We start from the raw sequence: 14736 nt of genomic DNA, 5'->3' as shown, positions 1-14736 counted from the left end.
TGCGACCGCCAAGGCTTGATTGGACGCGAGATGTTTGCCATCGATGGCGTCAAACTTCCCGCCAATGCCAGCAAAGCGAAATCGGGCACCCGCGCCGATTATCAGCGCCAGCTCGACCGTATGGAACTGGCTACCACGCAGTCTGTAGGTCGGGTTAGGTGCGGTGTTTGCACCGTAACTCGACGTTTCACCGTCAGCGTCGGGTTACGCTACGCTAACCCGACCTACAAGCCGAACTATGTGTGAATGATCATAGCCGAGGTCATTGAATATGAAAATTGACATTGATAGGTTGACTGAGAAAGAGCTGATCGACCTGAATCATAGAGTTGTGGAAAGGTTGAAGTTCTTGGAGTCGATGCGGGCGCACTCTGAAATGCTGGAGTTTAGTGTCGGCGAGAAAGTATGTTTTCGCCCTCCTGGCCGTGACGAGGTGGTTGGGGTATTGGTCAAATACAATAAAAAAACGGTTACGGTGTTGACGGAGGATGGTCAGCGATGGAATGTATCGCCTCATTTGCTTGAGAAGTTGAAGGAATCAAAGCAATCGGTCAAGAGATCGGGCAATGTCATTGAAATCGATCCCAAGAGGTAAGCCGCGTTTTGATCGCGGTGCTGGCTGGCGGAGGGCTGTGCGATGGCCATAAATTTCGAAGATATTCTGGAAGCATTTGAGTTTGTGAGTTTTGCCCAAGTGGGCGAGTGCCAAGCGTTTCTGGATAAGGAAACGGGAAAGATATATTGGCATTCCGATTTCGGTGGTGACTTCGAGGAATTGCCTGAAGATATTGCTGACAAAAAATATATTGAACTACCTCATAAGAACGAATTGGATATTGGAAAGCGGCTGATTTTTGATTTTGCCTATCAGTATCTACCCGATGACGCTGGCGAGATTGAATCAATCTTTCGAATGAAGGGGGCGTATTCAAAGTTCAAGGCGCTGCTCGAAAGACGGGATTTTTTAGATAAATGGCATGAGTTTGAGTCGCAAGCGGGGGAAAAAGCGTTGAGGAAGTGGTGTGAAGAAAACTCGATCGAGGTTTGTGGTTAAAGGGAGTTTGTTTGAGAGATTGCAGGGTGCAATGCCCAAAGCATTCGCTACGCTCACGGGGCAGGCCCTAACCGAAGGGCATTGCACCGGATGTAAATCCCAATATTACTGAAGGCTCTGCGCCTGCATCTGTCTGTCACCACCACATTCGGCGCAATAGGGATTGCGCCGTACAATTGCTGTGAAATGGGTGTATGGATGCTGGCATACAAAACAAAAAGCAAATAGCCTGAGTAGAACGAAGCGAAACCCGGGTTTCGCAAAATCCGCTCAACCCAGGCTACATTTTTTCCCCTCTCCCACAAGTGGGAGGGGGAGTCAGGTTTGAAAAGTTACTTAGAGCGCTTCTGACGCAAAGTCCGCGAGGCGTGAACGTTCACCGCTGATGAGGGTGATGTGTCCGCTGTTGGTCCATTGTTTGAAGCGATCGACGACGTAGGTTAAACCGGATGTGGTTTCGGTGAGGTACGGTGTGTCGATCTGGGCGACGTTGCCGAGGCATACCACTTTGGTGCCGGGGCCGGCGCGGGTGATGAGTGCTTTCATTTGTTTTGAAGTCAGGTTTTGCGCTTCGTCGATGATGACGAATTTCTTGAGGAAGGTGCGGCCGCGCATGAAATTTAATGAATGAATCTTGATGCGGTTGCGCAGCAGGTCATTCGTTGCGGCACGTCCCCAGGCGCCGCCATCGCCGCTGGAGAGTACTTCCATGTTGTCCATTAATGCGCCCATCCATGGCACCATTTTTTCTTCTTCAGTGCCGGGGAGGAAACCGATGTCTTCACCCATCGGTACGGTGGCGCGGGTGACGATGATTTCGTGATAACGCTGTTCGTCCAATACTTGTGCCAGACCGGCGGCGAGCGTTAACAATGTTTTGCCGGTGCCGGCATTGCCGAGCAGGCTGACGAAATCGACATTCGGGTCCATCAGCAGATTGAGGGCGTAGTTTTGCTCGAGGTTGCGGGCGTTGATACCCCACACGGTGTGATGCGAGCGGCGATAGTTGGTGCAGATGCGGAGGATGGCGCTGCCGGGATTGGTTTCCTGGACGACGGCTTCGAAGCTGGGATCCTTCGGATCGAAGATCAACTGATTGGGATACCAGTCACGCAGGTCGTCGCCGGTGATTTTGTAAAAGGTTTTGCCTTCTTCTTTCCAGGACGCGAGTTGTTTGGCGTGTGAGTCCCAGAAGCCTTCGGTGAGGGCGGTTTTGCCGGTATAAAGCAGGCTGAGGTCATCGAGTACCTGGTCGTCTTGATAATCCTCCGCCATGATGCCCAGTGCGGCGGCCTTGATGCGCAGATTGATGTCTTTGGATACGATGATGACTTGCACGCCATGTTTCTGCGTTTGCAGGGCCAGGGCGGTGCCAAGGATGTTGTTGTCGGGCATGTTGCCGGGCAGGCTCGGCGGCAATTCGTACGACAGATGCCGGGTCTGGAAAAAGACGCGGCCGCTGACGAAGGAGCTGTTGGCGGGTTCGGGGAGCTTGAGGCCTTTTTCTATGTCGCGCTTGTCGGCTTCGGCAATTAATTCTTCCATGACGCGGCTGGCCTGGCGGGCGTTGCGGGCGACTTCAGAGTGGCCACGTTTGTTCTTGTCCAGCTCTTCCAGCACGATCATGGGAAGAAAGACGTCGTGTTCCTGGAATCGGTAGAGACAAGTGGGGTCGTGCATTAGCACATTGGTATCAAGGACGAATAACCGCTTGGAACTCTTGTCTCGTCTTGGCATGTAATTTTACCCTTTGAAGGTCCCTTATAATTAGTTACGGCTCGTTAGCGGCAAAGTTTAGGGAAGTTCTTTCACTGCCGACAATACTTCTTCGACATGAGCTTCGACTTTGACCTTGCGCCACTCGCGGCGGAGTACGCCTTTGGTGTCGATCAGGAAGGTTGAACGTTCGATGCCGAGCGATTCTTTACCGTACATGTTTTTCATTTTTATCACATCGAACAATTTGCAGAGTGCTTCGTCTTCGTCAGAGATGAGTTCGAAAGGGAATTCCTGTTTGCATTTGAAGTTCTCATGTGATTTGAGGTCGTCACGCGAGATACCAAAAATTTCGGTATTGAGCTTGGTGAACTTGCTGTAATTGTCCCGGAAGTCCTGGCCTTCGAGGGTGCAACCGGGGGTGCTGTCTTTTGGGTAGAAATACAGCACGACATTTTTGCCTTTGAGTTGCGACAGCGTGATGGTCTTGCCGCTGGTGGCGGCGACGGTGAACTCTGGGATGGCTTTATCTAGACTTACTGTGCTCATGTACGACTCCTTGTCAACCAGAGAAATGTTTAATTAGGTGCTGAAAACTCCCTCTCCTTGAGGGAGAAGGAACAATAAACTATTTTTTAGCAGGCGGTTAACTCCTTACCGGTTCGATCATGCCGTCCATATTCATTTCATCGCAGAAATCGAGAAATTGTTCACGCAAGGCGGCGATGGAGATATCGGCCGGGATGTTGATGGTCATGCTCATCGAGAACATGGGAGTGCCGGTGTGGGCGGCGTTGTAAGAAGCGGTATTCAGGTTTTCGATGTTGATCGCGCGACTGGAGAAAAATTCTGCGACGCGATGGACGATGCCCGGATGGTCGATCGACAGCGCCTCGACCAGGTAGCTGAGCATGTTCGGCTGCGGCCGCCGGGGTTCGGTGCGTTTGAATGAGAGGTTGAGCTGCAGGCTGTCGCCCAGTCGCGGCAATGTGTTCTCAACCTTGGCGACGGCATTCCAGCTGCCTGAGAGCAGGAGGATGATGGCGAATTCGCCGCCGAGGATGGTCATGCGGCTATCCTCAATGTTACAGCCGCAGTCGAAAATATGTCGGGTCAATGTGTTGACGATGCCGGGTCGGTCATTGCCGACGGCAGTCAGGACTAAATAATTAAGCATGGTGGAAATAAGGCTACCCTTCTTGGTGGACTATTTTCTAACATAATACGTCAGAATTGCGGCGGGTGGCCAGCGGCCACCCGCAGTGTTGTTTTACCGCTCCATGTTGTTTGCAGGTTTGTCATTGCCACTCCGCCGGCGGTCGCATCCCCGCTAGTGCGGGGCCCCTGCTCTTCGCCTCGGAGTGGCCATCCCCACCGTCGTGGGGCCCCTCTTCCGCCCCCGGGGGCGGCGCTTGTCATTGGCACAGGTGCCAAGTACCATGGTCGTTTTTTAAGGCAGTGGAGAAGAGTCTATGTTTCGCGGCAGCATGGTTGCGCTGGTGACGCCAATGCAGGATGACGGCGCCCTCGATTACGAGGCCCTGGAGCGCTTGGTGGAATTCCATGTTGAGAGCGGCACCGATGCCATCGTCTCGGTCGGCACCACCGGCGAGTCGCCCACGCTGGACGAAAAAGAACACTGCGAGGTGATTCGCAAGACTGTACTGTTTGCCCGTGGCCGGGTGCCGGTGATCGCCGGCACCGGTTCCAATTGCACGCGCGAAGCAGTTGATTTGACCCGCAGCGCAATGAAGAGCGGGGCCGATGCCTGCCTGCTGGTGACCCCGTATTACAACAAGCCGACGCAGGAAGGTTTGTATCAGCATTTCAAGAAGATCGCCGAAGATGTGGCGATTCCGCAGATTCTTTATAACGTACCGGGTCGTACCGTCTGCGATCTGTTGCCGGAGACGGTGGCGCGGTTGGCGAAGATTTCCAACATTATTGGGATCAAGGAGGCGACCGGCAATCTGGATCGCGCCCGCGATATCCTTGAGCGGTGTGGTGATTCGTTGGATCTTTATAGCGGTGACGATGCCACAACCCGTGAATTCATTCTTCTGGGCGGCAAGGGGACGATCTCGGTGACGGCCAATGTTGTGCCACGCGCCATGCACGAGATGTGTGCGGCGGCGCTGGCGGGCAATCGGGCCAAGGCCGAGGCGCTGGATGCGCCACTGCAGGCGCTGCATCGAGACCTGTTCCTGGAAGCCAATCCGATCCCGGTCAAGTGGGTGCTGAGCGAGATGGGGCTGATCAAGCGGGGTATTCGCCTGCCGTTGACGGTATTGTCAGAAAAGCATCATGAGATCCTACGCCAGGCGATGCGCCAGGCAGGGATACTCTGATGCGCCTGAGTCGTAAGGCGATGGTCGTCGCGCTGGCTGTGGTGCTGGCAGGTTGCAGCAGCGTCGAGGAGAAGCGTCAGGCCTACAAGGGAGCGCAGGCCGAGGCGCCGCTGGAAGTGCCGCCACGCTTGACCCTGCCGCCGCAGCAGGATGCGCTCAAGATTCCGGAGAAGGCGCCAGCGCCAGCCGAGGCTGTTGCAGCGAAGGTCGCCGATGCCAAGGCCGTAGACCTCAGCGGGGTAACGCTCCAGCGCGATGGTGCCGTGCTCTGGTTGCAGGTCAAGGACGAGCCGAAGGTGGTTTGGGCGCGGGTGCAGCGTTATTTCGCTGATTATGGCCCGGCGGTGAAGGAAACCCAGCCCAATTTGATGATTCTGGATACGGATTGGCATGAGCCGGGGGCGGAGCAGCCGTCAGCCAACGTCTTCAAGAAAGTCTTCAGCAACTTGTTCGCCAAGGCAGTCCAGGTCAAATACCGGGTACGGCTGGAGCCGGGCACCGAACCGGGGACGACCGCCCTGTTTCTGGGGCAACAGCGGATGCAGCAGGTCGCCGTCGAAGAAACCGTGCGCTGGATGCCGGCAGAAACCGATCGCGAACTGGAAGCGGAAACACTCAAACGCTTGATGGTGTTTTTAGGTGCGGACGAAGCGACCGCGCAGGAACAATTGTTCAAGGTGACGGATGCCCACTATGAAATCGTTCATCAGCAGGGGCGTACCGTGATGCTGATTCGCGCGCCGAAGGAGTGGGCGTATCGCCGCGTCGGTCAGGCCCTGGATCGGGCCGCGATCAATGTCACCGAATCGCAACCCGCCGCCAGCCGTTATCGCGTGAATTATCCGGTGGTTGTGGGTACGCGTGAAGAAGGTACTTTCCTCACCACGACCAAGAACGTGACTCAGGATCGGGAGTTGGTGCTGAGCCTGGAAGAGGGCAAGCTGGTTGTGCTTATGTCGGATGGGCAGCCGGTGGAAGATTCAGTCGCTGCGCAAGTGTTGAATCGGTTGCTGGAGTTCATTAAATAACCGTGCGTTTTGCCTCGCTCGGCAGCGGTAGCCGTGGCAACGGTACCCTGATAGAAACCGGGCGGACGACCGTGCTGCTGGATTGCGGGTTTTCACTGACCGAGACCCGGCGCCGCCTGGCACGCCTGGGGCGGACGCCGGAGGAACTCAGCGCCATTGTCGTCACCCACGAGCACGGCGACCATATCGGCGGTGTCGAGCGCCTGGCCCGTCATTACAAACTTCCGGTTTACGCTACCCCTGGCACCGCCCGGCACGCTAAAATAACCCACTTGCCGTACTTGCATTTGTTCAATAGCCACGAGGCTTTTTCTATCGGTGATATTCAGGTGCAACCCTTCCCGGTACCGCACGATGCCTGGGAGCCCGCGCAATTTGTGTTCAGCGACGGGCAGCGCCGGTTTGGGGTGTTGACGGATGTGGGGTGCTGGACACCGCATATTGAAACGCAATTGAGCGGCTGCGATGCATTGTTGCTGGAATGTAATCACGATTTGGATATGTTGATTGGCGGGCGTTATCCGTATTCGCTCAAACAACGCGTCGGCGGTCGTCACGGCCACTTGAGTAATGCACAAGCGGCAGAACTGCTGAGCCGGTTGGAACATGGCCGCCTGCAACATCTAGTAGCCGCGCATTTGAGCGAGGAAAACAACTCGCCGCGTCTGGCGCAGCAAGCACTGGCGCAAGTAGTGGGTTGTGAGTCCGAGTGGATTGAAGTAGCAATGCAGGATGAAGGATTGGATTGGCGGAGTATTGCTTGAATTCAAGTTCCCTCTCCTTGTTAAGTTAAGAAAGAAATCTTAAGTCCCCTCTCCCACTCGTGGGAGAGGGGAGTAGCAGGCCGTGAGTGCTGAGATCAAAAGTGAAGGATTTGTCTATGCAAAAAGGTAAAGAACTGTATCGGGGCAAAGCGAAATCGGTGTATACCACCGATCATCCCGATTTGATGATCATGCACTTCCGCGATGACACCAGCGCCTTCGATGGCGAGAAAAAAGAACAGCTCGCGCGCAAAGGCATGGTTAATAACTGCTTCAATGCCTTCATCATGACCAAATTGCGCGAAGCCGGTGTGCCAACGCATTTTGAAAAATTGTTGTCGGATACCGATTCGCTGGTGAAAACTTTGCAGATGGTGCCGGTCGAGTGCGTAGTGCGTAACTATGCTGCCGGTAGCTTGGTGCGGCGTTTGGGTGTGACCGAAGGCCAGGAACTCAATCCGCCGACCTTCGAACTCTTCCTCAAGAACGATGCGCTGCATGATCCAATGATTAATGAATCGCATGTATTGTCTTTTGGCTGGGCAACTGAGGCGGAGCTGGCGCGCATGAAATCACTGACATTAAAGGTGAATGATGTGCTGAAAAAACTGTTCGCCGATGCCGGTATGTTGCTCGTCGATTTCAAGCTCGAATTCGGCCGCTTCCACGGCGAAATTATTTTGGGCGATGAATTCAGCCCCGATGGCTGCCGCCTGTGGGACGCGCAAACCCGGAAAAAACTCGACAAAGACCGCTTCCGCCAGGGCTTGGGTGGCGTGGTTGAGGCCTATGAAGAAGTCGCTGCGCGGTTGGGTGTGGAATTGCCTGCGTAGGGTAAATTGATGTCAAACAAGAGCCACCTTCGGGTGGCTTTTTCGTAAATGGTTCACGCGAGATTTTTAGTGTAGGTAGCATAGATGAAAGAATTCTGGGAAGCACGCTACTCCGAAGACGGTTTGGCCTATGGTCTAGAACCAAATGAATTTTTGGTTTCGCAATGCCAGCATTTGGAGCCAGGGATGAAGGTGCTGGTGGCGGGTGATGGCGAAGGCCGGAATGGCATGTGGTTGGCGCAGCAGGGATTGGACGTTACCACCGTTGATTATGCCCAGGCGGGTGTTAACAGGGCGCAGGCGTTGGCCGTGCAATTCAGAGTGCCCTTGCAGGCCCTGTGTCAGGATTTGACTGAATGGCAGTGGCCACAATCGGAGTTTGATGCTGTTGTTTCTATTTATCTGCATTTCCCCTCGGTAATCCGGCCACGGATGCATGCATCGATGTTGGCGGCATTGAAACCGGGCGGTGTATTAATTCTTGAAGCGTTCAACAAAAACCAACTGAATTATCGCAGTGGCGGTCCGCCCAATGTCGATGCCTTGTTTTCTGCCGAATTGTTGGCGCAGGATTTCAGCGGCGCAGAGATCGAACTGCTGGAAGAATGCGTTGTTGAACTGAACGAAGGTAAATATCACGTCGGGCCGGGCGCCGTGGTGAGATTGATTTTGCGTCGACCTTCGCAGAAATAGCTAAAAAACTGATCTTATCGCTAGACAAAGCCATTTCCGGGTAGTTTTTGCTTTCCACGATATACTCATGGAAATAACGGCCTGGCCGTTATACTGGGGGAAATGGGTTTTTATTCAACGTGGGGAAAAATCGCTATGTCAAACCTGGAATTTAATAATAGTCTTCGGGTCGGCAACCGTCTGATGGACCGCGAGCATGCGGTACTGATCGAATACATCAATTCGCTGCAACAGGCGTTGGATGAGGCCTCGGGGCGGCATTTGGTGGGGCAGGTGCTGGAGGGGTTGGTGGACTACACCAAGACCCACTTCTTCGTCGAAGAAGAAATGATGCGTGCGTATGGCTATCCTGATTATGCTAATCATAAGAAGGCGCACGATGCCTTCAAACATGAAATTCAAAAACAGGTTGAGCGATACCGGAAGGATGAAGGTAACGTGACCGAGGCCGTGATGTTGTTTTTAAAGGACTGGTTGGTTAGGCACATTATGAAGATCGATACGCAACTGGCGGCGTTTTTGAAGGACAAGACGTTGAGTTGAGCTTTGGGTGAAGCGGAAGATTAAAACGACAAGGCCGCTTGAGAGCGGCCTTGTCGTTTATGACTAAAGCAACTCGGTTAGAATCCGATACCGTCAGTCGTAGTGGTGCCGAAGACGGCTGGCCAACCGCTCGTGCCGCTTGTCGACCCTGCTGTCAAACCAAACTTGCTGATCAGGGCCAATGCATCGCTGATGTTGTCGAAGTTCTGATAACCAAATTCCTGTCCGACAGTAGCGTTCATATTTTGTCCCACGTAAACACCTTTGATGTCTGCGTTCGAAGAGGCAAAGGATTCATGCAGGTTTACAGCGGTAAGGTTGCCGCTGCTGATAGTGATGCCCTGGTTGTCGAGCAGGATTGCTATCTTGCTGGTGAAGTGATCGAAGTATAAGAATGATGCATCGCTGTTTAGTGGTGGTTGTATTCCAGGGATAGATTCTATGTAGCCAAAATTAAACTGTGGCACATACAGTGTTTGTTGGGTGGCTGTTAACTGGCCACGGGTGATTTTTAGAGAGTTGGTGCTTAGTTTGCTCAAGAAGCCTGCCATAGCGTTGGCGTCACATGCGTCAGCAGCGGGTTTGCTATAAAGGCCGGAGTAGATGATCAATCCCGTTTGATTGTTAATAACGAAGAACGCAAAGGGGTGGTCAAAGGCTAGTGCATTATTTGCGATCGCTGGCGTCGAGGGGCATGCTGCGCTGTGCGGCATTAGCAAGAATAGGTTGTTACCTTTTTCCAGGGGGAATTCACCCGCAACAAAATCAGAGGTCTCTTTGATGAGTGCGTTCTGGCTCAGATCAAAATAATTCATGGTGACGATGTTGGTGCCATGGAAGTCGCCTTGAGTTATCGATGCGGGATTGCTGAGCCAGTTGCTGTTGAGTCTGTTGGCGCTGGAAAAGGCCAATCTGGTTTTATCGGTGGTGTTGATGATGTTGGTCACATAGCCTGTGAGTTGAGATTGCCAGGTTTCAATCAGAAGGTTGGTGCCATAGGGGTCATTGGTAAAATCGACGGCGAAAACCTCGGAGCCAAAATTGCTGTTCAGTGCCTTGAGAGAAGATTCCGGAAATAAAAAATTCTCTTGTCCCCAGGTCGAGAACTTTGATAAGTAACCGCCGTCCTGAGCAGTGGAAGCGGTATTGAGTAGCGATGTCATGTTTAAATCAGGTAACAATTTGCCGATTTGTTCTTGATCGATATTGCCGGCAAGCAGTTTAATGGTCTGCGATTTTTGTGAGTCGTTGGCGTCTGTAGTCAGCATGGCTAACTGTTGTATGCGGCTGTGAACAGCGAAGGCAGTGCTGCCGCTTCCCGTCAGATTCTGCAAGAGGCGGATAGCAAATTCATTATTGAAACTAGCGATGTCCGCCATCTCGTCGGCAGTGGGGACGGGTGCCGGGTCGGCATCTGCGGTTGGTCCAGATGTCTGAAGCGACGCGACAAACGCCTTGGTCGTGACATAGGTTGTGGTCGCGGCAGGCGTTGTGGTTTGCGCAGGTTGATCTTGTTGCGAATTGTTTTCAGCGGTGGTCTCACCGCCACAACCTGACAGCAACAATACGGCCAACGGCAGCGCAACGGCGCCCAGAATCTTGTACATGGAATGTGCTCTCCCCAGAAAAGGCTTATATGCCTTGATTTATTATGGTTGTGGCGATGATACGGCCTGAAGGGGGCTCAGGCAAGCGGGGGAGTAATGGATGTCTTCCATTCGCCGCAAGCCTCTGAATCAAGTAAAATACCGCCTTTCCCCAGACGGATTCAGGATTCTCTAATGCTCCAGCTGCGCGGTACCCCGGCTCTCTCCCCCTTTCGGTTGCAAAAGCTCACCCAGACCTTGGTCGCCAAGGTGCCGAGTCTGAGCCATGTGTATGCCGAATTCATGCACTTTGCCGATCTGGATCAGCATCTTGAGGGAGCCGAGTTGGGGTTGTTGCAGCGGCTGCTGGAGTACGGGCCACGGCTGACGGTGGAGACCCCGGGCGGGCAGTTGTTGCTGGTGGTGCCGCGGCCGGGGACGATTTCGCCCTGGTCGAGCAAGGCGACGGACATCGCTCACAATTGCGGGCTGGACAAGATTCGGCGTCTGGAACGGGGAGTTGCCTATTATTTCACCACGCAGGATGACAGACCGCTGACGGGAGCTGAGCTGGCGGCGGTGATGCCACTGATTCATGACCGCATGACCGAAGTGGTGTTTGATAACATCGACGAGGCCGAGCGTCTGTTCCAACAGGCCGATCCGGTGCCATTGCGCAGCGTGGATGTGCTGGGTGGCGGCCGCGAGGCGCTGGTGCGTGCCAATCGTGACTGGGGTCTGGCGCTGGCCGAAGATGAGATCGATTATCTGGTCGAGAATTTCACAGCGCTTGGGCGCAATCCGAATGACATCGAATTAATGATGTTCGCGCAGGCCAATTCCGAGCATTGTCGCCACAAGATTTTCAATGCCGATTGGAAAATCGATGGCAAGCCACAGCCATTGTCGCTGTTCAAGATGATCAAAAATACCTACCAGCAGAACTCTGAAGCGGTGTTGTCGGCGTACAAAGATAATTCGGCGGTGATCGAGGGTTTCGAGTCGAAGCGTTTTTATCCCGATCCGGCAACAGGTGAATATCAATATCAACGCGAAGCGACGCATATCCTGATGAAGGTGGAGACGCATAATCATCCCACTGCAATCGCGCCGTTTCCAGGTGCAGCAACGGGTTCCGGCGGTGAGATCCGTGATGAGGGCGCGACGGGGCGTGGTTCCAAACCCAAGGCCGGCCTGTGCGGATTTTCGGTCTCGAATTTACGGATTCCGGGTGCTGAACAACCATGGGAAACGGATCACGGCAAGCCGGGGCGCATCGTTTCGGCGTTGCAGATTATGCTTGATGGTCCGATTGGCGCCGCGGCGTTCAATAACGAATTCGGCCGTCCCAATATTTGCGGCTATTTCCGTACCTTTGAAGAAAAAGTGCCGGGACCGACGGGTGACGAAGTGCGCGGATATCACAAGCCGATCATGTTGGCGGGTGGCGTCGGTAACATCAAAGCCGAACATGTTGCCAAGCATGATATTCAAGAGGGCGCGCAGTTAGTGGTGTTGGGTGGGCCGGCGATGCTGATTGGCCTCGGTGGTAGTGCCGCTTCAAGTATGGCCACCGGTGCCAGCGCGGAAGATCTGGACTTTGCCTCAGTGCAGCGTGGCAATCCCGAGATGCAGCGTCGTTGTCAGGAAGTCATCGATCAATGCTGGCAATTGGGTGACGACAATCCGATTGTATCGATTCATGACGTCGGCGCCGGTGGTTTGTCGAATGCGATGCCGGAATTGGTGAATGATGCAGGTCGTGGTGCGCGCTTTGAGTTGCGCACCATTCACAGTGATGAGCCGGGCATGTCGCCAATGGAAATCTGGTGTAACGAGGCGCAAGAGCGTTATGTGCTTGCCCTGCGGGCCGAGGATGTGCCGCGATTCGCAGCCATCTGTGAGCGCGAACGTGCGCCCTTCGCGGTGATCGGTGAGGCGACTACGGAACAGCAGTTGGTGCTGGGTGATGGTTACTTTGACAACACGCCAATCGATATTCCGATGGAGGTGTTGCTCGGCAAGCCGCCGAAAATGTTGCGCGATGTGCAGCATCGCACGTTCCATAAACCGGAATTTGAAACGCGCAAGATCGATATCAAGGATGCTGCGCAGCGTTTATTGCGCCTGCCGACAATCGCCAGCAAGAACTTTTTGATCACTATTGGTGACCGTAGCGTGACCGGCTTGGTCGCGCGCGATCAGATGGTGGGGCCATGGCAAGTGCCGGTGGCCGATGTGGCCGTGACGGCGACAGGTTACGAAACCTATACTGGCGAAGCGATGGCGATGGGTGAACGCACGCCGCTGGCGCTGGTGCATCATGCTGCTTCGGCGCGGATGGCGGTGGCTGAAGCATTGACCAATCTGGCCGCAGCACGTATTCCTGAGCTAAAACGCGTAGTGTTATCGGCAAACTGGATGGCACCCGCGGGTCATCCGGGAGAAGATGCCGGCTTGTATGAAGCAGTCAAAGCCGTGGGCATGGAATTGTGCCCGCAGCTCGGAATTACGATTCCCGTCGGCAAGGACTCTATGTCGATGAAGACGGTGTGGAGTGAGCATGGCGAGCAACGTAGTGTCACCGCGCCGCTGTCGTTGATCATCTCCGCCTTTGCGCCAGTAGTGGATATCCGCAAGACGCTGACGCCGCAGTTGCGGCTGGATCAGGGTGAATCGGAATTGATCTTGATTGATTTGGGTAAGGGGCAGCAGCGGCTTGGCGGTTCATGTTTGGCGCAGGTTTATAAACAGGTAGGCCATTATGCGCCGGATCTTGACGATCCGCAGGCATTGAAGTCTTTCTTTGACACGATTCAGGCGCTCAACGAGCGTGGCTTGTTGCTGGCCTATCATGATCGCTCCGATGGTGGATTATTTGTCGCTGTCTGCGAGATGGCGTTTGCTGCGCATGCAGGCATTGCCTTGAACGTGGATGCCCTGGGCACGGACCCGGCGGCGATTCTTTTCAATGAAGAGTTGGGTGCGGTCATTCAAGTGCGTGCTGCCGATGGCGCAGCAGTCATGAAGGCACTGCATGATGCCGGGTTGGGGCGTTATAGCCATGTGATTGGTCGTCCAAGTAATGATGACCGAATTGTGATTCGTCATGCAGGCAAGGAAATATTTGCTGACAGTCGCGTGAATTTGCAGCGCATCTGGAGCGAAACCAGTTTCCAGATGCAGGCGCTGCGTGATAATTCAGAATGCGCGCAGCAGGAATTTGATGCACTGTTGGATGTCAAAGATCCCGGTATCCAACCGGTACTGAGTTTCGATCCACAGGAAGATATCGCGGCACCGTTTATCCTTGGTGGTAAGCGGCCGCGGATCGCCGTGTTGCGCGAGCAAGGGGTTAACGGCCATGTTGAAATGGCAGCCGCCTTTGATCGCGCTGGTTTCAGCAGCGTCGATGTCCACATGAGCGACATTCTCAGCGGCCGCGTCAGTTTGCGCGAGTTTCAGGGCTTGGTGGCGTGTGGCGGCTTCTCCTATGGTGATGTGCTTGGCGCCGGTGAAGGTTGGGCGAAGTCGATCCTGTTCAATGTACGGGCGCGGGATGAGTTTCAGGGCTTCTTTACTCGCGTGGATACCTTTGGTCTGGGTGTGTGTAATGGCTGTCAGATGATGTCCAACCTGTACGAATTGATACCGGGTGCCGAGTTGTGGCCGCGTTTTGTGCGCAATACCTCGGAGCAGTTCGAGGCACGCGTTGCGACAGTCGAGATCAAGCCGACGGCCTCGATCTTCTTCCAGGGCATGGTGGGTTCACGGTTGCCGATTGCGATTGCCCACGGCGAGGGCCGCGCCGAGTTTCGTGGCGCCGAGGGTGCGCAGCAGCTATTGGCAGCGGAACTGGTCGGGATGCGTTACACCGACAATTATGGTCGGCCCACCGAGGCCTATCCGCTGAACCCGAATGGTTCGCCGCAGGGGATCGCCGGATTGTGTAATCGCGATGGCCGTTTCACTATCATGATGCCGCATCCGGAGCGGGTCTTCCGTACGGTGCAGCATTCGTGGCACCCGGCTGAGTGGGGAGAGGATGGCCCTTGGCTGCGGATGTTCCGCAATGCCAGAGTTTGGGTGGGGTAGTTGTAACAAATTGTTAAAGATTTAGTCTATTGCTTATGACTGTGTAAATTCGTGCCGATGCTTTAAGGTATGGATT

At 54.3% G+C, this 14736-nt stretch carries 14 protein-coding genes; 10 read left to right on the top strand and 4 right to left on the bottom strand.

The genetic code is table 11. The annotated features are described in order from the left end of the window. The 3 genes from HY272_00315 to HY272_00305 form a co-directional block, all read left to right on the top strand. A partial coding sequence (locus HY272_00315; GenBank protein ID MBI3771137.1) for a hypothetical protein occupies nucleotides 1-246 on the top strand: 246 nt, incomplete at its 5' end. 25 nt (nucleotides 247-271) lie between these two features. Continuing rightward, on the top strand, nucleotides 272-595 hold the full coding sequence (locus tag HY272_00310; GenBank protein ID MBI3771136.1) for a hypothetical protein: 324 nt from the start codon (nucleotides 272-274) through the stop codon (nucleotides 593-595). Nucleotides 596-637: 42 nt separating this feature from the next. Then, nucleotides 638-1054, top strand: coding sequence for a hypothetical protein (locus HY272_00305; protein MBI3771135.1), 417 nt, complete (start codon nucleotides 638-640; stop codon nucleotides 1052-1054). A 336-nt stretch (nucleotides 1055-1390) separates the two neighbouring features. On the opposite strand, the gene HY272_00300 is transcribed toward HY272_00305, so the two are convergent. From HY272_00300 to HY272_00290, 3 genes are all read right to left on the bottom strand, one after another. Then, nucleotides 1391-2791 carry a PhoH family protein gene (locus HY272_00300; protein MBI3771134.1) on the bottom strand — a complete coding sequence of 467 codons (1401 nt, stop codon included), beginning with the start codon at nucleotides 2789-2791 and terminating at the stop codon, nucleotides 1391-1393. Between the two features lie 57 nt (nucleotides 2792-2848). Continuing rightward, a complete protein-coding gene (locus tag HY272_00295) occupies nucleotides 2849-3319 on the bottom strand; it encodes a peroxiredoxin (protein ID MBI3771133.1) in 471 nt (156 codons plus the stop codon). A gap of 97 nt (nucleotides 3320-3416) precedes the next feature. Continuing rightward, complete coding sequence (locus HY272_00290; GenBank protein ID MBI3771132.1) at nucleotides 3417-3947, bottom strand: glycine cleavage system protein R; 531 nt, start codon at nucleotides 3945-3947, stop codon at nucleotides 3417-3419. Between the two features lie 295 nt (nucleotides 3948-4242). Here HY272_00290 and HY272_00285 point away from each other — a divergent pair, with 295 nt between their 5' ends. The 6 genes from HY272_00285 to HY272_00260 all read left to right on the top strand — a co-directional run bounded on the left by HY272_00285 (nucleotide 4243) and on the right by HY272_00260 (nucleotide 8979). Continuing rightward, on the top strand, nucleotides 4243-5118 hold the full coding sequence (locus HY272_00285) for a 4-hydroxy-tetrahydrodipicolinate synthase (GenBank protein MBI3771131.1): 876 nt from the start codon (nucleotides 4243-4245) through the stop codon (nucleotides 5116-5118). Next, nucleotides 5118-6146, top strand: coding sequence for an outer membrane protein assembly factor BamC (gene bamC, locus HY272_00280; protein MBI3771130.1), 1029 nt, complete (start codon nucleotides 5118-5120; stop codon nucleotides 6144-6146). Before HY272_00285 ends, bamC begins: the two co-directional genes overlap by 1 nt. A 2-nt stretch (nucleotides 6147-6148) precedes the next feature. After that, the gene (locus HY272_00275; protein ID MBI3771129.1) at nucleotides 6149-6910 is read left to right on the top strand and encodes an MBL fold metallo-hydrolase; all 762 of its coding nucleotides are present in this window, start codon (nucleotides 6149-6151) and stop codon (nucleotides 6908-6910) included. Between the two features lie 116 nt (nucleotides 6911-7026). Next, on the top strand, nucleotides 7027-7743 hold the full coding sequence (gene purC, locus HY272_00270) for a phosphoribosylaminoimidazolesuccinocarboxamide synthase (GenBank protein MBI3771128.1): 717 nt from the start codon (nucleotides 7027-7029) through the stop codon (nucleotides 7741-7743). Nucleotides 7744-7827: 84 nt separating this feature from the next. Next, nucleotides 7828-8436 (top strand): class I SAM-dependent methyltransferase, encoded by a 609-nt coding sequence (locus tag HY272_00265; GenBank protein ID MBI3771127.1) that lies wholly within the window; start codon nucleotides 7828-7830, stop codon nucleotides 8434-8436. A gap of 135 nt (nucleotides 8437-8571) precedes the next feature. Then, nucleotides 8572-8979, top strand: a complete 408-nt coding sequence (locus HY272_00260; protein ID MBI3771126.1) for a hemerythrin family protein — start codon at nucleotides 8572-8574, stop codon at nucleotides 8977-8979. Between the two features lie 77 nt (nucleotides 8980-9056). Here HY272_00260 and HY272_00255 read toward each other — a convergent pair whose 3' ends face one another. Next, nucleotides 9057-10586, bottom strand: a complete 1530-nt coding sequence (locus HY272_00255; protein ID MBI3771125.1) for a hypothetical protein — start codon at nucleotides 10584-10586, stop codon at nucleotides 9057-9059. Nucleotides 10587-10760: 174 nt separating this feature from the next. On the opposite strand from HY272_00255, the gene purL reads away from it, so the two are divergent. Then, entirely contained in the window at nucleotides 10761-14660 is a 3900-nt protein-coding gene (purL, locus tag HY272_00250) for a phosphoribosylformylglycinamidine synthase (protein MBI3771124.1), read from the top strand. Nucleotides 14661-14736 lie beyond the last annotated feature (76 nt).

The sequence above is a fragment of the Gammaproteobacteria bacterium genome (assembly GCA_016200485.1).
Taxonomy (GTDB): Bacteria; Pseudomonadota; Gammaproteobacteria; order Tenderiales; family Tenderiaceae; genus JACQEP01.
Note: the sequence above shows the minus strand (reverse complement) of the source record. Positions and strands in the feature narration are given on the sequence as shown.